13 protein-coding genes are annotated in these 19739 nt (G+C 38.5%); 6 read left to right on the plus strand and 7 right to left on the minus strand.

Features of this window, described 5'->3' with window-relative positions; genetic code table 11:
* Positions 1-582 precede the first annotated feature (582 nt).
* Positions 583-1995 (minus strand): glycogen synthase GlgA, encoded by a 1413-nt coding sequence (gene glgA, locus RIV7116_RS06390; RefSeq protein WP_015117461.1) that lies wholly within the window; start codon positions 1993-1995, stop codon positions 583-585.
* Between the two features lie 293 nt (positions 1996-2288).
* Positions 2289-3260, minus strand: coding sequence for a hydroxymethylbilane synthase (hemC, locus tag RIV7116_RS06395; protein WP_015117462.1), 972 nt, complete (start codon positions 3258-3260; stop codon positions 2289-2291).
* A 1367-nt stretch (positions 3261-4627) separates the two neighbouring features.
* On the opposite strand from hemC, the gene RIV7116_RS06400 reads away from it, so the two are divergent.
* Positions 4628-6202: a metallophosphoesterase gene (locus tag RIV7116_RS06400; RefSeq protein ID WP_015117463.1), complete on the plus strand. Its 1575-nt coding sequence runs from the start codon at positions 4628-4630 to the stop codon at positions 6200-6202.
* Between the two features lie 185 nt (positions 6203-6387).
* Here the strand turns inward: RIV7116_RS06400 and RIV7116_RS06405 are convergent, their stop codons facing one another.
* From RIV7116_RS06405 to RIV7116_RS06415, 3 genes are all read right to left on the minus strand, one after another.
* Entirely contained in the window at positions 6388-6756 is a 369-nt protein-coding gene (locus tag RIV7116_RS06405; protein ID WP_015117464.1) for a hypothetical protein, read from the minus strand.
* 395 nt (positions 6757-7151) lie between these two features.
* Positions 7152-7607 (minus strand): CAAD domain-containing protein, encoded by a 456-nt coding sequence (locus tag RIV7116_RS06410; RefSeq protein WP_015117465.1) that lies wholly within the window; start codon positions 7605-7607, stop codon positions 7152-7154.
* 543 nt (positions 7608-8150) lie between these two features.
* On the minus strand, positions 8151-8717 hold the full coding sequence (locus RIV7116_RS06415; RefSeq protein WP_015117466.1) for a pentapeptide repeat-containing protein: 567 nt from the start codon (positions 8715-8717) through the stop codon (positions 8151-8153).
* Between the two features lie 550 nt (positions 8718-9267).
* On the opposite strand from RIV7116_RS06415, the gene RIV7116_RS06420 reads away from it, so the two are divergent.
* The gene (locus RIV7116_RS06420; protein WP_015117467.1) at positions 9268-10041 is read left to right on the plus strand and encodes a pentapeptide repeat-containing protein; all 774 of its coding nucleotides are present in this window, start codon (positions 9268-9270) and stop codon (positions 10039-10041) included.
* Positions 10042-10158: 117 nt separating this feature from the next.
* The gene (locus tag RIV7116_RS06425) at positions 10159-10779 is read left to right on the plus strand and encodes a TenA family protein (protein ID WP_015117468.1); all 621 of its coding nucleotides are present in this window, start codon (positions 10159-10161) and stop codon (positions 10777-10779) included.
* Positions 10780-10869: 90 nt separating this feature from the next.
* Here the strand turns inward: RIV7116_RS06425 and RIV7116_RS06430 are convergent, their stop codons facing one another.
* Entirely contained in the window at positions 10870-11841 is a 972-nt protein-coding gene (locus tag RIV7116_RS06430; RefSeq protein ID WP_015117469.1) for a hypothetical protein, read from the minus strand.
* A gap of 353 nt (positions 11842-12194) precedes the next feature.
* On the opposite strand from RIV7116_RS06430, the gene ilvD reads away from it, so the two are divergent.
* Positions 12195-13868 (plus strand): dihydroxy-acid dehydratase, encoded by a 1674-nt coding sequence (ilvD, locus tag RIV7116_RS06435; protein WP_015117470.1) that lies wholly within the window; start codon positions 12195-12197, stop codon positions 13866-13868.
* A gap of 149 nt (positions 13869-14017) precedes the next feature.
* On the opposite strand, the gene RIV7116_RS06440 is transcribed toward ilvD, so the two are convergent.
* Positions 14018-14488, minus strand: a complete 471-nt coding sequence (locus RIV7116_RS06440) for an SMI1/KNR4 family protein (protein ID WP_015117471.1) — start codon at positions 14486-14488, stop codon at positions 14018-14020.
* Between the two features lie 391 nt (positions 14489-14879).
* Between RIV7116_RS06440 and RIV7116_RS06445 the strand changes: the two genes are divergently transcribed.
* Both RIV7116_RS06445 and RIV7116_RS06450 read left to right on the plus strand, forming a co-directional pair.
* Positions 14880-17450 (plus strand): sigma 54-interacting transcriptional regulator, encoded by a 2571-nt coding sequence (locus tag RIV7116_RS06445; protein ID WP_015117472.1) that lies wholly within the window; start codon positions 14880-14882, stop codon positions 17448-17450.
* Positions 17451-18520: 1070 nt separating this feature from the next.
* Positions 18521-19732 (plus strand): aminotransferase class I/II-fold pyridoxal phosphate-dependent enzyme, encoded by a 1212-nt coding sequence (locus RIV7116_RS06450; RefSeq protein ID WP_015117473.1) that lies wholly within the window; start codon positions 18521-18523, stop codon positions 19730-19732.
* Positions 19733-19739 lie beyond the last annotated feature (7 nt).

A 19739-nucleotide genomic window follows, 5' to 3' on the forward strand; every position in this document is an offset into this window, starting at 1 on the left:
GATTAATTCTTCAATTAACCGTTATTGATTATGTAGATAAATTCCACATTCAATTTTGGATTAGCATTTATAGGCTGGCGAAAACAATCAAATTGCTTTTAATTTCAAGATAAATAGGACTGAACAGCACCATTTAAGAGCCTCCAAGCCTTAGTTCATAGGTTCAACATCAAAGTCAATCAAAAAAACAGCCCAAATCTATTGAAATGGGCTGAAAATTAACTAGTCCTCTTTTAGAGGACTTAAACTATTAGCTGAGGGTTTGCAAACCTTATTGATTGCACACACCTATGCTTACCAAGGCTACGGTGTACATACAAGTACTCTTGGCATAGATTTCAAGGATTTCAAGCCCGTCAAATTGTCATTGTTCGCTGTGCGAAGCATTCACCTCAAGGGTGTGGATCGTTGCAAGAGGCTGGGATTTCTATGTCCTAATGCACACGCTCCACTAACTTCGTTCCTCCTGGCAATGACAAGGCTTCGAGCTATTTAACTCATAGTTGAGAACTCGCTTCTAGTTAGGATTTTAAGACTTCTGTATACACGATAGCCTTAACAAGGAGAGGAGAATGGGTAGTTTTAACTCTTCACAGCCACTTCTTCCTTCTTCTCTTCTTCTGGTAAACCCAACATCGACTTATACAAACTTACATACTTTTTAGCTGAAAGCTCCCAACTGAAATTCTGACTCATACCCCGTTTTTGTAATTCTTGCCATTGCGGCTTGAAGCGAAAGCCTTCCCAAGCGCGTACCATGCAGGTGTACTGGTCTAAGGCTTCGTAACGGTCGAAGCAATAACCCGTTCCTGTATGATTTACTGGATCGTGATGAGATACTGTATCTACTAGTCCTCCTGTGCGGCGGACAATTGGCACGCAACCGTAGCGCATTGCTAGCATTTGACTGATACCGCAGGGTTCAAAACGACTCGGCATTAAGAATGCATCGCTTCCGGCGTAAATACGACGAGCTAATGCATCGTTGTATAAGATATAGCTCGCCATCCGTCCGGGAAAACGAGATGCCATTTGCCATAGCTGGGTTTCGTAATTTCTGTCTCCCGTACCCAAAACTATAAACTGAGCATCTGTGTAGGATAAAAACTTATCAAGAACCTGCATCATTAAATCAATGCCTTTCTGTTCCACTAAACGGGATACCATCCCAACTAAAAAGGCATTGCTGTTAACTTCTAATCCTAATTCTTCTTGTAAAGCGATTTTATTCGGCTTGCGTTTATCTAAAGTTTCACTAGTGAATTTTTCACCAATATATTTATCTGTTTGTGGGTCGTAAACTTCGGTATCTATACCATTGACAATACCCGATAACTTACCGCTAATAAATGACAGCAATCCTTCCAATGTTTCGCCATAATCAGCAGTTTTGATTTGCTCGGCATAAGTTGGAGAAACTGTAGTTACTTTATCAGCAAACTGTACCGCAGCAGCCATCGTATTGTGCCCCTGCATGTACCACGGACACCAGGTAATTTTCTCTAAATACCAGTACCAAGGACCTTGATAAGCTAAATTATGAATTGTAAATACGGTACTAATATCAGGAGATTGATGCAGCCATACCGGAAGCATCCCCGTATGCCAATCGTGACAGTGAACTATCTCGGGTTTCCAGTAATTCCAGATAAACTCAGCAGCACCATTAGCAAAGAAAGTGAAGCGCCAATCTTCATCGTCACCACCATAAACTTTGCGCGGATCGAAAGCCGGATGCCCAAATAAATACAAAGGAACATCAGTAGTAGGAAGCACCGATTCGTAAACCGCAAAATCATTGAACATGGCATTTCCCTTCCAAACTGGATCTTCGGGAATTTCCATTTTGTCTGGTAAAAAACCATAGTAAGGCATGAGAATACGCACATCATGCCCCATTTTCCGCAAAATCTTCGGCAATGCACCCACAACATCACCCATGCCGCCAACTTTGGCTACTGGAGCCGCTTCAGCTGCCACAAATAGAATCCGCATTTCAGTTATCAGTTATCAGTTGTCAGTTATAAATTATCAGTTGTTGGTTGATAGTTGTTAGCTGTTAGTTGTTAATCTTTACCAGGCGATTTAATATGACCTCCAAGTACGCTGCCAAGACTGCGGCTACACGGGCAAAGTCCACCTTAGTGGACTTATTTGAGATGATCGTTAACCCGTGCAAGCAGATTTTGTCCGCAATGACATACCGTCTCTCGTTCGCGGAGCGTGCCTGAAAGGCATAGGTAGATATTAATTCGCCGGTTGCCTGCCCACTGTTAACTGTTAACCGATTACCCGCGTTCAAGAGTAGCGAAAATCTCATCCAAGATTTCCTGCGCTCCTTGTTCGCGCAAACGCTGTGCTAGTTCGCTTCCTAATTTTTCTGGATCGGACAAAGAACCAGTTACAGTGTCTTGAACGCGCTTTGTACCATCGATACTGGCAACTATCCCCGTCATGGTCAATTCGTCGCCGTTAATTTCGGTATTTACCCCGATAGGTACTTGACAACCGCCTTCTAAATCCCTTAGAAAAGCTCTTTCTGCAAGACAGCGATCGCGAGTTTGAGGATGCTCGATTGCTTCTTTGAGCAAGGATATCAGTTGTTCGTTGTCGGAAAGACATTCTATGCCCAATGCACCTTGTCCGACTGCATGAAGGGATATTTCCTTGGGAATAACTTGATGTATGCGCTCTGCCATTCCCAAGCGTCCCAAACCTGCTGCTGCCAAGATTAAAGCGTCGTATTCTCCGGAGTCTAGTTTGGCAAGACGGGTATTTAAGTTACCGCGTACATCTTTGAACTCAAAGTGAGGAAAATGATGCCGCAACTGTGCTAAGCGTCGCAGGGAAGATGTACCAATAACTGCGCCTTTAGGCAAAGTTTCGATCTGCTTGTCTTTGTGCTTTTCATGTACAACCAAAGCATCTGCTGGGTTTTCTCTTTCGCTAATTGCCGCTAAACCCAATCCTTCTGGTAAACGAGTAGGTAAATCCTTCAGAGAATGAACTGCAAAGTCAATCTCCCGATTCATCATTCCCAATTCCAGTTCTTTGGTGAATAATGCTTTGTCACCAATCTTCGCTAAAGCCACGTCCAAGATTTTGTCACCCTTAGTAGACATGGTGTGAACTTCAAACTTGATATCAGGAAACTTCTTAGAAAGTTGTTCCTTTACCCAGTAGGTCTGGATAAGAGCGAGCTGGCTTTTACGAGAACCGATGCGAATAGTTGTGATAGAACTCGAAACAACTGATGTCATAAACCAATTTGTGGTTAGGAGGAGATATATTCCTTATATAGACTACCTTAGTTAGAGACTCTAAGAATTCATTTACCTAGTCTAGGTCAAGTAAATTGAGGCATTTTTTAACATTACTTTACTAACTTTTGTTAAAAATTTAGCAGCAAAATGTAGATACACTAAAAATCACATCTCAGAAGAAAGTTTTTGTTTTGATTTCTGGTAGAATGGAGGGAAAAATAAATTGCAAAATTATAAAGAATAATTAATTTTTTGCGGTCAATATTTTATTTTTTATTTGGTGACAACTAATTAGATATTTTAATTTAATAGATATAAGCAAAATTTATTTACGCTGCTAATATCTAGCTTGATAAGCTGTTGCGTATTTTATTTAGATGCAGCAGGCTGGCTGTTCTACTGGCGCTACAAAAATTTTTACTTTTCCTGTTATACAATCTAGCGGCACATCAGCCTAGCTCAAGGGAGCATCCCAATTTTGCAAAAAGCCCTCAGACTATAAGTCTGGGGCTAATATTACAAAGCCCACCTTCGTGGGCTTCAACGTTTTTTAGCCCACGAAGGTGGGCTTTGTTTATATAGCCGCACCCTTATAGGGTGTTGGATAAAATATTTGTTCAAAATTGGGATGCTCCCTAGCTCAAAATATTTTTTAAATCGTATTTTCATAGAATCACTTCAGCCACAAGACAGGGATTTTCAATCCCAGGGCAATAGCAATTGAGTCAAACAATAGTATTTTTATTTATTAAGCGAATAAAAATAAAGGAATAAATAATTCAAATTATCTGAAAAGATGCTTTCAGAAGTACTAAAGTGTACTTTTAAATCCTACAAAGCTAACTGCACTCTTCCCGAAAGCGGCAATGGGATAATCAGCTTCTCTTCTTGTAGGGAGAAGCATGTGGTTTCTACTTGTAGTTTTTAACTATTAGTGCTTTTCATTTGAGTGCAATACAGTTTAAGAAACCTCACCCCCTTCCCCTCTCCTTCCGCCAGTAGAGGGGTGTATTCTATTCAACCGAAAACTGCTATATTAGTGCATTTGTAAATAGAGAATTAAGTTGTTTGAATGAAAAAAATTTAGTAAATCTGGTTTTAATAAGTTCAATAGCTAAAATAATATGTGTATAAACTTAATGTATCAGCTCTTATATAATATTTTTAAATAATCAGCAGTGAAAGCGCTTTAGAGAGTATTTCTACTATGACAGTAAAAATTTTGTTATCCAACAGACTTAAATTCGATAAAGAATAAACCCAACTAGAGAAAGAAGAAAATATTCTCATAAAAGAAGATATTAGTAATTCAGTAAAACAAAGATTACACAAAATGCAAGTTGCGAATCTAGGAGAAAATAGCATTGAAATTAGTATCAGAACCTACGACAACCGAAAAGATTCGTAAGATGAAACAGCGGATTCGGTGGAAAGATACCGCTATCGTTGAACGAAATATCGACCAAACAAGTTTATTTATAGATGATGGTAAAGCCTCGGATGTAGAATTTTCTTTTCTAGTAGTAGGTGATAGCGGTACGGGTTCCCACCGGGGACATAGCCCCATGAGGAGAGTAGCGGAACTAATGCTACCCCATTATGATGATTGTCGGTTTATGCTGCATACGGGTGATGTTGTTTATCAAGTAGGTTCTAGCGAATACTATTCCAAAAATTTTATTAAACCTTATCGAGAAGCTATTTTAGGTGGCGAAGATTACAAAAAAATTGCTTATGATGAAATGGTTTTCAAACTGCCTATTTTGCCCGTTTTAGGAAACCATGATTATTATGACTTGCCAATAATATTTGGTTTGATATCGGCAACCACTTTACCATTTCGTCGCCTTATCCCCTCAAAATTAGATATTGAAGTTGGTAGACACGGCTCTCATAAAGGTGATGCGTTTGCACGAGCGTTTTTAGATTATTTGAGCAAATTTAAGTTTCCAGGTGAGTTAGCGCGTCATTTAGACGAATACTATACAGCTAAAACAGATGCAGGAAGATGTCTTCGCTACGTACCGGGGGAATTTACCCGTCTTCCCAATCGTTACTATACCTTTCGTTACGGTGGGATAGATTTTTTTGCTTTAGATTCCAATACTATTAACGATCCGCTTCCTTTACCGGAAACAAAAGAAGGTCAAGCTTATCGCTCATTATTGCAAAAAAGACGCGATGAATTGGAGCAAGAACAAGAAGAAATAAGAGATATTTCTAACAAATTAAATCCCGATGATGCTAAAGATGCAGAACAAATTGATGACTTACAGTCCAAGCTGTCACAAATCGAGGAGATGATTGTTGATATTAACAAGCAATTAGATAGCTCTAAAAAACCAGTTACCGATACCGAACAACTCGAATGGTTCAAGCAGCGTTTAATTGAATCTTGGAATTCATCAGAAGTGCGGGGACGAGTAGTTTATTTTCATCATCCTCCCTATGTCACTGAAGCCACAAAATGGGAACAAGCACAGACTCTTGCAGTTCGCAGCCGCATCCGACACGTTCTTAATGCAGTTGCTGGCCAGGTAAAATATTTAACTCAAGGTCGTCCTATCGTGGATTTAGTTTTGAACGGACATGCCCACTGTATGGAACACATAGAAACATTAGATACAGGTAACGCAGACTCCAACACCAACTGGATTGTTTGCGGAGGTAGTGGGCATAGTTTACGACGACAGCGCCCAGAAGGAGCCGATTTATGGGAAAGTAACTCAGCAAAGGGCAAAACAGAATCTAAGTCAGTAGCGCGATCGCATCTGTTTATAGGTCGTAATGGTTCTGGTTCTAATAAAAGAAGACCTTATTCAGGACTTAGGATTGATGTTAAAGAAGGTTCTCCGCCAAAGTTCGTAGTTAAACCTTTAGTTGCAGAACGATATCAACGTCAATGGTATCAACCAAAAATAGAATCATTTACAATTTAAACTGAATTATTTATCAATGATACATAAATATAGAAACCCGATTTCTTTAAGATACCGGGTTTCTGAGGTTTAATATTAACTATTTGTTTCAAATTTAAGCAGAGTAAATCAAAAGTGAAAAATCAAAAAGCTGGATGATTTTTTTGAATTTTGACTTTTGATTGCTTTCAAATCTTTAAAGCGAATTAGATTACTCCTGGTCCTTTACCACGAGTATCAGCTTCCATTGTTAAATCGCCTTCTTTATCTTCATTAACTTCTTCAAGTTCTTGTGCACGTTGTGCAGCTTCTTTTTCTTGTTGTTGCTTGGCATCACCGGGTTCTTCGTAGTACATTTCCGGCTCAACTGCGTAATTATTTACCAACCCTTCTTTGTCTACAGTATAACCTTCAGTGGTATCTAAACTTTGATCTTCCTCTTTGGAGGGAGTCTGTTTATAATTACCTTTCTCTCTTTCTCTACGAGCGGCAGTCTCAGCAGGAACAATACCGCGATCGTATTTTTCTCCTTCAACGCGCTTAGAAGAATCTATGCCTTGATTTTTATCTGCCATTTTTCTCAATCCTCAATTAAAGAATTTATTAATCAAACGCTATAAATAGATTAAGTTAACAGACAGCAATAAGCATACTATCCTCAGAAGTGGCTTAGCTCAAACAGCAATCCTTTTTTCTCTCTCGCTAGATATAATCATAAGCAAAAATTATTTTATCTAAAGGATGAATTACCTATAGTCAAGTTTGTTAAATAAAAGGTATCCGGCACTTAAAACCACTATTAGACAACCAACGCCCCGAAGTTAATCTACACTGCGTTTTGTCTCCCCTAAAAACAAATTGCGCTTGTTGGGGCTATTGATAACTTAAACAAAAAACCGGCTTCTTGAAGAAACCGGGTTTTCGGAATTACCACAATAATTAATAATTTTCTAAAGAAAATCTCACAAACTTAGTTCAAAGACTCGGTTGTACTGTTACCTGCAATTTGCTTCTTAAATGACTCGATTTCAGTGGCTAATTCTTTTCTAGTTGGTGCTTTAAGTAGGTAGCGGAATGTAAACCAACCAGTATATCCAATTCCAATCAACTCAAACACGGGGGATACCAAAGGAATATCGTTTATCGCAGCAAGCATTGCTAGCACTACTTTTAAAGCAACAAAGGATGCCAAAAATACTGCAAGTCCGATAATCGGTGTCTTGTACGCACTGTAAAGCTTATTTAAATCTTGGGGAATCTCTGCTAAGAATTGAGAAATTTTTGCGCCAATCATATTCAATTGGTTTTCAGAAGTCTCAGCAGGTGGCAACTTGGCTAAAGTTTGCGGGTTAGTACCATCCAAGGCTGGCATTTCGTTTTGTAAAGCTGTATTAACTTGTTGCGGCTCTTTATATTCAGTCTCCATTTGTTTCTCCTTACTTTGGTAAATTTGACAAGATTTCTGCTATTTCATTAACAGTTTAAGATTTTTAGTGCTGTGATATCAGCTTCTTTATAAGAGATATCTAACTTTATTGGCTGAGGTTAGGTAAATACTATATTTCAGATTTTTATTTCCCTGCGAGCTACTGCAAGGGCTACACCCACCCATCACCATATTTACTGTAATCTTCGAGAAAAAACACTTATTTGTTAATTTATTGTTACTTTCATGCTTAGGCTGGGCAAAAGTCTTTTTTATAGGGTATGAGTTATCAGATGCTGACAAACAATGCATTTACTTTGTTGGCAAAAAATGTTTTATTAGTACCTGCTTACTTTATTTCCACATTTAATAACGAATTATTCATCAATCTGTTGGAACATTATTCATCTCTATCAAGAGATATAAGCGGTAATTGCTAGTCTGTTTCAAAAAATTTTCTTTGAGAGGGGAGAGGGGAGAGAAGGGAAAAGCTTTTTGGTTTCTACGACACACATCAATAAAACAAGCACTGCGATACTTTTCTTAAGGCATTACCGCACCATTGAGATTGGCACCATCTAACAAAGCGCCGTTGATGTCAGCAAGCTGCAGGTTTGCATTAGTCAGATTTGCACCTCTTAAGTCAGCGTTGCTCAAATTAGTTTTTTTTAAATTGGCACCACTGAGATTGGCACCACTGAGATTGGCACTGCTTAAATCCACACCACTCAAATCGGCGTTTTTTAAATTAGCACCGCCTAAATTAACATTACTGAGATTCATTTTTCGTAAGTTTTTTCCTTGCCAGTTGACTCCGCCAAGGTTCTTACCAGGTTTTATTTTGCCTTGAGATGGTGCCGTAATTTCTACCTTACTTTGTTCAGGGGCAAACTTCTCTATCGTTGAGGGAGCAGTTGTTTCCACCGGAACTTGTGAAATATCTGGCTGTAAAATTGGGATATCTGATGAGTTTGATGAGTCTGATGAGGAAAACGGTTTATCAACGCTTTTTAATGCTAAATAAATACCCACACCAGTTAAAAGAGCCGCTCCGGTGAGTATTGCAGTAAGAATAACAAGCAAGCCTTGGCGATTTTTTTGCGGGTGCATTGGTAACGAACTTAGTTTACAAAACCGTTTTACCGGGGTTATCTCAAGTCGAAAATCCTATTTACGTCTAATTCTTATTAAACTCAGAAGATGAACATCACCTTAAATTGAGACTAAAATCACCTCGATATATGTTTCATCATCACTTCATATTGATTCGGTTCTCACTTAAGTTAGAAAAAGTATGAGTTATAACTGAAGCAAAAATACGGATACGTTTATAGTTTGCTCAGGGGGATTATTATGTGGGAGAAGCTTCTACTAGCGATAAGTTTAACATTGACTCTCCAATTATGTACGCAAACGGGTTTATTTTCTTTTAGTCAAACTGCTCAAGTCAGTATACCAAATGACAATATGTGGTTTGTGGCGCAGAGGCACCAAAACTAAACCTACGCTTGTTATGGTTGTTGAATCCTGAAATATTCGGTACTAAAGCTAGGTATATTAGTAGGTAGAGTTTTTACTTATTAAAACAACTGTAATAGTATTATATTTTATAGGTTAAGCTGGGTAGTCAAGAAAACATATTACTATTTATTGACTACCTATGAAAAACCAATTCGCTATAGCTACAATCGTATTTCTTTCAAGTTTTAGTTTCACCACCGCAGCACAAGCAGCAAATTCCCAACACGTTAGGCAATTGCTAGCAACCAAGCAATGTCCAAACTGCGATTTGAGTAATGCGGGCTTGGTAATGTCGGATTTATCTGGAGCGGATTTACGTGGAGCGAATTTAAGTGGTGCAAATCTCAGCCGCGCAAACTTAAGTGGTGCCGATTTGCGCGATGCGAATTTAAGCGGTGCTGGGTTATTTGGTGCGAATTTAAGCAATGCAAAACTCAGTCGCGTTAATTTGTTGGGTGCCGATTTAAGAAATACTTACCTTGTAAATGCAAAGTTAACAGATATAGAAGTAGAAAGTGCTAATTTACAAGGAGCAACTGGTATATCATCTCAAATTGCCAAGCCAGAACAATTTTATGCTTGGGGTGTAGCTTCCGCAGAAAAAGGTAATTTACAGCAAGCAACACAATACTTTAATCAAGCAATTAATGCTAAACCAGATTATGCAGGGGCTTACTTAGCTCGGGGTATTGCTCGCTATCATATGTTGGATAGCAAAGGTGCTTTTCAAGATGCTCAATTTGCGAAAAAACTTTTCAAATCACAGAAAGATATTACCGGATTGCAAACAGCACAAGCATTTATGCTAGAAATACAAACACCCCAAGAGGGAAAAGTACGTCCATCGAAACCTGATTTCGTGGACTTTGTCGGAAGTCTCAGTTCTGTTTTGCTTCAGTTTTTACCGTTTTAATTTAACTTGGGCATGGGGGATTGGGTGTGGGAGAATCAGAGGGGGTAGAGGGCGTAGAGTGGGGAGAGGGCGTAGAAAAATTAATTCATAACCTTTAACTTTTGACCTAGCTGATTTATGATTTCTGATGAACTTTGGAAAGAGAATCTTGATTTAGCACAAAGTTGTTTGGAGCATCCTTTTGTATGTGGAATTGCGGATGGAAGTTTGGAGAGGCAGAAGTTTGCTTATTATGTAGGGCAAGATGCTTTTTTCTTGAAATCTTTTGCTCGTGCTTACAGTATTGCTGCTGCTAAAGCTCCTGATTTTTCTGTATTTACCACGTTTCATAATTTAGCTGGTGGAGTATTGGAAGAATTACAGTTACACCAAGGTTACGCTCGCGAGTGGAATGTAGATTTAAAAGTACAACAACTGGGAAATGCAACTCGTCGCTATACAGATTTTTTATTAGCAACTGCTTGGAGTGATGATATTGGTTCAATTGCTGCTGCGATGTCTCCCTGTATGGCTTTATATGCTTTTTTGGGAACGGAATTAGCAAAAAACGGTATTCCAAATCATCAGTATGCAGATTGGATTCGTACTTACAGCAGTTCGGATTTTCAACCTTTAACGGAACAATTAGCAAGTCTTCTCGATACTCATGGAAGTAACACCGCAGCAGTCGCCTCTGCTTATAGGTATGCTATGTCATGCGAATTAGAATTTTTCCAAGCTAGCTGGGAAGTCAGTTAACAGTGAGCAGTGAGCAGTTAACAGTTACCAATTACCAATTACCAATTTTCTTCCCCCTTTCCCCCCTCTTCCCCCTTTCCCTTTCACAATTCAACCCTGCCAATCTTCCAACTGGGTAAATAAAAAGTAGCGCACATGATCGACAAAATTCGGACCAAATTGTCTTGTTCCGTGCCCCATTCCAGGAACTACATAAAAATCACCGTCGGGAAATTTATTGGCGCAAGCACGGGTATGTTTTACGCTAACAAGGGGGTCGTTTTTTCCAATTAAGAAGCGAACTCGACGCGGTGATTTGACTGACTCAACGTAATTCATGGGATTGCATTCAAAAGCATATTCTTCTTCGTTTTTTAATTTTTTGGTTAATTGCAAAATTTTTAGCATAGGCTGTAAATCTGGTTGCAATCTTTTTAAAATTGATTCCGCAATTATACTTAAGGGTGAAGCCGCGATATCTGGCAGGAAAGAATATCCCCAACTTTTAGCAAAAGACTTTAGATCTCCATGTCCAATAGTTCCTAAAAGTCTTTCCCCTATGCCATTTGCATTAAAAGCATAGGTAGAAAACAATACTCCCATACTCACACCAAATAATGCGACTCTGGAATCCCAAAGTCCGTATTTATGACTGCAAAATTCTCTAACTTGAGCAATGTTGTTAGCGGTGGTACGAAACATTGATAACAACATTGCTGTATCGAAAGGAATTCCTCTATCAAGCAAAGGTTTTATTTCTTTGTCCACCATACTCGTAAAAGTACGTACTAAACTGCGTTCGCCAGCTAATGGTGTATCGAATAAAGCTACAGCTATACCCATTTGGGTGAGCGTTGGCACAATAAAAGCATTCCAACCATAAGGCGCACACATTCCCTGTAAGCCAATTACCAAAGGTGTATGCTCTCTAGGACGATGGCTGGGTAAAAATACTGCTACCGGAAATCCACTTAATCGGTCATCTATATCCGCTACTCCGGTATAAGGGTAATGCTCGTAAAACCAATAGCGATCGCCAGTTACACCTTCAAAAGTAATCGAATCCGGTTCGTGAATTACCATTAAAATATCAATGTAAAATTTATGATACGTATTATTCCGTAGTTAGTTAAAAAAATCAAATTGAATCAGAAAAGCTTTTACTCTTATCGTTTGAGTTTTAGAATATGGTGCGTGACGGTATTTTGCAGATTGTTTGATTATTAAGATAGTTTATCGTGACCGTCACAGCACCCTACAATTACCAATTACTATTTTCCTATGCCCCATGCCCTATGCCCTATGCCCAATCCCCAAATAATAATTTTTTTTGCCTAACTACTGCCGGTAAATAGTTTCTGATATTTTGGGATAATCTACAAAATCTGCTAAACAGCGCTTCGATGATAAACAACGGCGCGGAGGGGAATCACTAAATGTCAGACAATTTCAGAAGCCGAGTTGTAACGCAAGGGATGCAGCGATCGCCAAATCGAGCGATGTTGCGAGCGGTTGGTTTTGGTGATAAGGATTTTAATAAGCCAATTGTGGGGATTGCTAATAGTTTTAGTACTATTACTCCCTGCAATATGGGAATAAATATATTAGCGCAAAGAGCCGAGGAAGGTGTTCGCGATGCTCAAGCGATGCCGCAGATGTTCGGTACTATCACGATTAGCGATGGTATTTCAATGGGAACTGAGGGAATGAAGTATTCCCTGGTGTCGCGAGAAGTAATTGCCGATTCTATTGAAACTGCTTGCAACGGGCAAAGTATGGATGGGGTGCTGGCTATCGGTGGCTGTGATAAAAATATGCCGGGAGCGATGATTGCTATTGCTCGCATGAATATACCGGCGATTTTTGTTTACGGTGGTACGATTAAACCCGGACATTATGATGCTAAAGATTTAACGGTTGTGAGTGCTTTTGAAGCCGTGGGAGAATATAGCGCTGGTAATCTTCCAGAAAAAGAGCTTTTAGCAGTCGAGAAGAATGCTTGCCCCGGTGCAGGCTCATGCGGTGGAATGTTTACTGCCAATACCATGTCTTCTGCTTTTGAAGCTTTGGGTATGAGCTTGCCTTATTCCTCTACAATGGCGGCGGAAGATGCAGAAAAAGCCGACAGCACCGAAGAATCGGCGACTGTATTGGTGGAAGCCATACGCAAACAACTTTTACCGCGTCAAATTATTACTCGTAAATCCATAGAAAACGCTATTTCTATAGTTATGGCGGTTGGAGGTTCCACAAATGCGGTACTTCACTTCTTGGCGATCGCCAATGCTGCTGGTGTGGAATTAAACATTGATGACTTTGAAACTATCCGCGCTCGGGTTCCCGTATTGTGCGATTTAAAACCCAGCGGCAGGTATGTGGCTACGGATTTACACAAAGCTGGTGGCATTCCACAAGTGATGAAAATGCTTCTTGCTCACGATTTATTACACGGTGACTGTATAACTATTACTGGTAAAACCATCGTCGAGTTGTTAGCAGATATACCCGAAGAACCACGGAGCGACCAAGATGTGATTCGTCCTTGGAATAATCCCATGTATAAACAAGGGCATTTAGCAATTCTCAAAGGCAATTTGGCTGCTGAAGGAGCAGTCGCGAAAATTAGCGGTGTAAAAACACCAAAAATAACTGGTCCAGCACGGGTATTTGAATCGGAAGAATCATGTTTAGATGCCATTCTTGCAGGTAAAATTCAAGCCGGTGATGTGATTGTAGTTCGCTACGAAGGACCTAAAGGTGGTCCAGGAATGCGGGAAATGTTAGCACCTACCGCCGCAATCGTTGGAGCAGGTTTACGCGATTCGGTTGGTTTAATTACCGACGGACGCTTTTCCGGGGGAAGTTACGGAACGGTAGTCGGACACGTAGCTCCAGAAGCCGCAGTCGGTGGAACTATAGCTTTGGTAGAAGAAGGAGATAACATCACTATTGATGCGAGTGCGAGGTTATTGCAATTAGAAGTTTCTGATGATGAAATAGCCAAACGTCGCGTCAATTGGAGAGCGCCAGAACCTCGCTATAAGAAGGGAATTTTGGCTAAATACGCTAAATTGGTTTCTTCTAGTAGTTTGGGAGCGGTGACGGATTAGAATTTGGGTGTGACGGTCTACCACACTCTTAATATACAAGGGTGTGTTACGGCATTAAAAACTTTGATAATTTGAATTATATTGATATTGCCGTAACGCACCATCGAATTATTGATTACAAGTAATTAGTGATAATTTTGAAAATGGATCTACTGAATTTCTAATCCACAGATAAAGCTTGAAAAGCTATCAGCAAAACGAAAACAACTTTTAAGCTTTGAATTTTCAATGTCACCAGAATCATTCCACCCAACAGAATGATTCTGAAAATAGATTGCTCCAAAATCATCTTCTCTTAATGAGAGACAAATCAAATTATTTGCTGCATCTTCATTAATTGGAATCATCAAGACGGGAAGTCTCTCCTTATATTCTGAAATTGCTTGTTCTATGTTTTTTCCAAAGAATGTACCAGGATAAATTCCTCCATCGTCAGTTGAGTACTCAGCGTATTGTTGAAAATCGCATTCTCCATAAGTGCTAAGAAACTGCCGATAGTCTTCTGGAAAAACTGCTTTTAATTTTGTCTCAATCCGCTCAATTTCTCTTTCGCTGAGGGGAATAAACTCTTCTGTGCATGGGTTTATAGCAAGTTTATCAAGTTTTTCGTTCAAGTTCATCTTCAATTTGTAACATCAGTGAAAGATTACCTATGAGGTAAGTAGATAAGTACGATAAAACCTAACTACGTTATTACGTACATAACGGAGTAAAGCAAAGTATCCAGCAAAGCTGCGGCTCATCGGAAGAGTTGTAGGTATTTTGCACTTCGTTACATGGATAGATTTATTTGTGCCTACATACTTAGGTTGGTTTGAACGTCAGCATAGCCTACAATTGTTCGGTAATTTTAGAGCAGCAAGGGAGTAATATTAATTCTCTTTGCAAAATTACACTACACGAACGACTTTAATGCTAAGAGCTTTTTATAAGTAATTATAATTAACAGCTAACTCACCAAATTTCCATCCAGCCTAACCACCCGCTGAAACTCCCAGCATAGAGGGGAATATGAATACTTCCGAAAAACTAATTTGGCTACAAGAGCGCACGGCTTTGGGTATGTTGGAAGCCGAACCCTTAGAGGCGATCGCGCAAATCGTCGAAGAAAAAGTTATTCCAGAAAATCAACGTTTTGTCGAAGAAGAAACCCCACCAGAAGCGCTCTACATATTATTAGAAGGCAAACTCGAAAGTAATAGTAAAGACAAAAATAATCCTACTCTTAATTGCGGTTTACTTCCTGGTGCTGCAATTAATCTGCAAGAGTTGACGCTGGGTGAATTAACTAAATGTTCGATTACAACTTTAAGTGAATGTGTTTTTTGGGTGGTACCTGCTGAGAAATTTCAGGAATTAATTGCCGAATATCCCCAAATTCAAACTGCTGTTTCTCGCGAATTAGCTCAAGAAGTCGCTCAGTTAACTTCTGCTCTTAATTACGAACAGGAGCGCTCTATTGCTTTACGTCCTTATTTAGTTACTAAAGCACAAAGAGGAGTTGTAGGAACGAGTCGTTATGCGGTGCGTTTGCGAGAACAAATTCGTCAAGCTTCCGATACTCGGGAATCTGTACTAATATTTGGCGAACCTGGTTTAGAAAAAGATAATATTGCTGCGTTAATTCATTTTGGTTCTGATTTTCGGCGACAGCCAATTATTAAGGTAGATTGCGGTATTTTACAGACTAGCGGTGCCGATTTATTTGGACGTGTAGGTGGTAAACCGGGGTTAATTGCATGGTTGGAACAAGGTACTTTAGTTTTAAATAATGTCCAGGAAACACCTCCGGAGTTATTACCAAAGTTGGCTGAGTTTATCGAAACTAGTACTTATAAACCTGTGACTCGCGAGGGACAACCAGAACCCGAATCTTATCAAAGTCAAGCTCGCATTTTAATTATTTCAGAACAATCTCAATCATTAATCAAGAAAGCTGTCAATAAAACTATCAAAGCTCCACCGGTGCGAGTGCGGAAGGGTGATATCAAAGCTCAAGTTGAATATTATATTAGTCTTTACTGTCGTCAAGAAGGGATTCGCAAACCGAAAGTTACGCCGGAAGCTTTACGTCGATTGCAGTCTTATGATTTTCCCGGTAATTTAAAAGAGTTGAAAAGCTTGGTAGAAAGGGCGATTGTCCAAGCTGATGGAGCCGGAGAATTAACTGAAGAAATATTTTGGTCGGCTGATACTAAGAAAAAACGGTTTCGCTTCAATTTATTAAATGCTTATCCGGGGTTGAGAAAATTTCTTCGCAGTTCTTGGTATCCCGATCGCATTAATTATGGTTTTACTTTGATAGTCTTTGCGGTTCTTATTGGTATTTTATTTCTTGGTCCGCAAACTAGGGACAAAAATTTTGGTTTAAATCTATTTTGGGCTTGGTGGTGGCCATTTTTCCTGCTTCTCTTCCCGTTTTTAGGTCGAATTTGGTGTGCTTTCTGTCCGTTTATGATTTACGGTGAAGTTACGCAAAAATTATCTTTGTGGCTGTTTCCAAGAAAACTTCGATCTTGGCCGAGGCATGAAGCGGAAAAATGGGGTGGATGGTTTTTATTCGCCATGTTTACTTTAATTTTTCTCTGGGAAGAACTCTGGGATTTAGAAAATACTGCTTATTTAAGTGCTTGTTTGCTGTTATTAATCACGGCTGGAGCAATGATTTGCTCTGCCATCTTTGAAAGAAGATTTTGGTGCCGCTATTTATGCCCTATCGGCGGCATGAATGGCTTGTTTGCTAAATTGTCAATGACGGAATTAAGAGCGCAGCAAGGTATTTGTTCGGCTACCTGTACCACTTATCAATGTTATAAAGGTGGCCCGCAAAAAGGCGAAGGAATGGAAACAAATGGCTGTCCTTTATATTCTCATCCCGCACAGTTGGAAGATAATAAAGACTGCGTATTGTGCATGACTTGTCTTAAAGCTTGTCCCCATCGCTCGGTTGAATTTAATTTACGCCCTCCCGGTATTGAGTTATGGACAACTCACGTACCGCATGGTTATGAAGTGGCGCTGTTATTTTTGCTGTTAGGCGGAGTGTACCTGCATCGCTTACCTGAAATTCAACAAGCGATGAAATTACAGTTTGATTTAAACAATTTTTGGCAGCATTCAGAGTTTTCTTTACTAGCATTAATAGTACCCGCAACTATCCCTTTAGCTGCTTACGGTTTAATGCAAATTTTTTACCGCTTCAATTCTTATCTCAATAACACTAAAGCTCAAACCAAAAGTTTAATTAAACCGAAACCTTTTCTAGAACTTGCATATGGCTATCTACCATTAATTTTAGGTGGAAGTTTAGCTCATTATTTACGTTTGGGTTTAAACGAAGCAGGGCGTATATTGCCCGTAACTTTTGCCACTGTAGGATTAAATGGCGCATCTTTACCAGTTTTAGTCGCTCATCCCGCAGTCATTGCTTTTTTACAGGGTACTACTTTAATATTCTCAACTTTGCTAACAATATTCCTAACGCAAAAAATAGCTCGCCAACCTTTACGCTGTCTGCTATGGCAACATTCAGCCTCTGCAATTTTAGCAATAAGTATGTGGCGAATTATTGTATCTTTCTAAACTCTTTTCCAGTAAGAATTTAAGTATTTATATAAAGCTGCTTTATTAAGTACTTTGTTAGATTCCTTTTGATTAATTCTGAATGGTTTGTTTTCTTTGAATCCTTGAGAGACGTAGCATTGCGCGCGTTTCTACAACCCTTTGGAATTAACGAAGAAGACTAAATTCAACACTTTTGCTTTGCTTTTACAAAAGCTGAAGCTTAAAATGGCACACAGTTTTGATACTAAAGTTAATACAGGATTCATTCTATAACATTAAATGAGTCATAATGTAATGAGGGGTGTTACCCAGCATTTTGCTCTGTAATGAAAGGCTTTGCAAACCTAAATTTGACGTAGAGATAGACTTTATCTTCATAATTATTTTGTAAAATTATTTTATATCTTTAACAAAACTTAATATTCCTTACGCAAAATTTATGTGATTCTATTTATACTAAGAAAAGTAAAATATAAAATTACACCGATTAGTTACGTGTTCTACGACTTATAAAATTACTAACAGTTTACTGACTGTCTAAAGATTCAAGCAGTTAATTGTGGTTTTTATAGCTAACTGTTTGTAGAAATGCAGACACAAAGGAACCATTAGTATAAAGGCTAAGTCCTAAGATTTGTATTAAATATATTTAGCTTTGATTTCTCGGTAAGTGTTCTAATAAATCAAAGCATTTAAATCGGCTAGCAATCGTTGAATATCGTGACTTATTTGTCATTAGATTAACTGTAGATTGCTTTCAAATTGAAAGTATTAAGACCAACTTTCAATATTAAGTCAAGTTGATTTTTAGTTTTATTTTTGACAGTTTTAGAATCATTTTAACGACATGATTATCGGTATATTTGGCACAAATATAAAAAAAGATATTTTATCGGCAGAGCTACATTTTATGCGTCTAAATGTATAGTTTCCGATTTAATTCATCTTTAAAAGCCTTATTTTTGATTGCCAACTCATACAGATGTTCTGAAACGCGCAAAAGGGAATCTATCAAAATATTTATATCCCCATAAACGCCTCAAGGAAACATGTAAATTTTGGCTAATTTAAAAGGCAATAAAAGTAATATGAAAAACAAGATTAGCGAACTTGCTATTTTTGGTGGTTCACCAACTTTTAACGAAAAGTTGCATGTAGGTCGTCCGAATATTGGTTCTAGGGAAATTTTATTGCAACGTATTAACGATATTTTAGATAGTAAATGGTTGTCAAATAATGGAAATTTCGTACAAGAATTCGAGCATCAGATAGCTTCATTAGTAGGAGCAAAACACTGTATTGCTACTTGTAATGCGACTATAGGATTAGAAATAGCAATCAAAGCCTGCGAACTTAAAGGTGAAGTTATCGTTCCTTCATTTACTTTTGTTGCTACCGCTCATGCTTTGCAATGGCAAGGAATTGAACCAGTTTTTTGCGATATTGACCCTAAAACTCATAACATAGATCCAAAAAAAATAGAATCATTAATAACAGATAAAACTACGGCAATTATTGGAGTTCATTTGTGGGGAAGGGGATGTGATGTAGAAGCACTTGCAGAAATTGCTAAACGCTACAACTTAAAACTTTTATTTGATGCTGCTCATGCTTTTAGCTGTTCCTATCAAGGTCAAATGATAGGTAATTTTGGCAATGTAGAAGTATTCAGTTTTAATGCAACCAAATTTTGTAATAGTTTTGAAGGGGGTGCAATTGTTACAAATGACAGCGAGTTAGCCAATAAAATTCGTTTAATGAAGAACTTCGGTTTTAGTAATTACGATTGTGTTGATTTCATAGGAATTAACGGCAAAATGAGCGAAGTATCTGCCGCTATGGGGTTGACATCACTTGAAAGTATAAATGATTTTATTAATATAAACCGTAGAAATTACCAAAAATATCAACAAGAATTATCCAATATCAGGGGCATAAATTTAATTAATTATGACGATGCAGAACAATGTAATTATCAATACGTAATTATTGAAATTGATGAATCAATAACTGGAATTAGTCGTGACAAAATTTACGATATTTTGTGGGCGGAGAATGTTCTAGCAAGGCGCTACTTTTATCCTGGTTGTCATCAAATGGAACCTTATCGTTCTCGTATTGCTGATATGGGTTTGATGTTAACTAATACCAGGCATTTAGCAGCCAGAGTACTAGCATTACCTACGGGTACTGCCATAGGAATTTCAGAAATAAGTAATATTTGTCAGATATTAAGGCTTGTTAGTACAGGGGAAAATATAAATAATGAAATGCTCTACCGAAATGTTTACGCTTGCTAATAATTCA

Source organism: Rivularia sp. PCC 7116, assembly GCF_000316665.1.
Taxonomy (GTDB): domain Bacteria; phylum Cyanobacteriota; class Cyanobacteriia; order Cyanobacteriales; family Nostocaceae; genus Rivularia.

Coding starts and splice junctions, on each gene's coding strand:
- RIV7116_RS06405 (WP_015117464.1), bottom strand. CDS start 6,756: ATGGCAGATAAAAATCAAGGCATAGATTCTTCTAAGCGCGTTGAAGGA.
- RIV7116_RS06440 (WP_015117471.1), bottom strand. CDS start 14,488: ATGAACTTGAACGAAAAACTTGATAAACTTGCTATAAACCCATGCACA.
- RIV7116_RS06425 (WP_015117468.1), top strand. CDS start 10,159: ATGATTTCTGATGAACTTTGGAAAGAGAATCTTGATTTAGCACAAAGT.
- RIV7116_RS06415 (WP_015117466.1), bottom strand. CDS start 8,717: ATGCACCCGCAAAAAAATCGCCAAGGCTTGCTTGTTATTCTTACTGCA.
- RIV7116_RS06430 (WP_015117469.1), bottom strand. CDS start 11,841: ATGGTAATTCACGAACCGGATTCGATTACTTTTGAAGGTGTAACTGGC.
- RIV7116_RS06410 (WP_015117465.1), bottom strand. CDS start 7,607: ATGGAGACTGAATATAAAGAGCCGCAACAAGTTAATACAGCTTTACAA.
- glgA (WP_015117461.1), bottom strand. CDS start 1,995: ATGCGGATTCTATTTGTGGCAGCTGAAGCGGCTCCAGTAGCCAAAGTT.
- RIV7116_RS06420 (WP_015117467.1), top strand. CDS start 9,268: ATGAAAAACCAATTCGCTATAGCTACAATCGTATTTCTTTCAAGTTTT.
- hemC (WP_015117462.1), bottom strand. CDS start 3,260: ATGACATCAGTTGTTTCGAGTTCTATCACAACTATTCGCATCGGTTCT.
- ilvD (WP_015117470.1), top strand. CDS start 12,195: ATGTCAGACAATTTCAGAAGCCGAGTTGTAACGCAAGGGATGCAGCGA.
- RIV7116_RS06445 (WP_015117472.1), top strand. CDS start 14,880: ATGAATACTTCCGAAAAACTAATTTGGCTACAAGAGCGCACGGCTTTG.
- RIV7116_RS06450 (WP_015117473.1), top strand. CDS start 18,521: ATGAAAAACAAGATTAGCGAACTTGCTATTTTTGGTGGTTCACCAACT.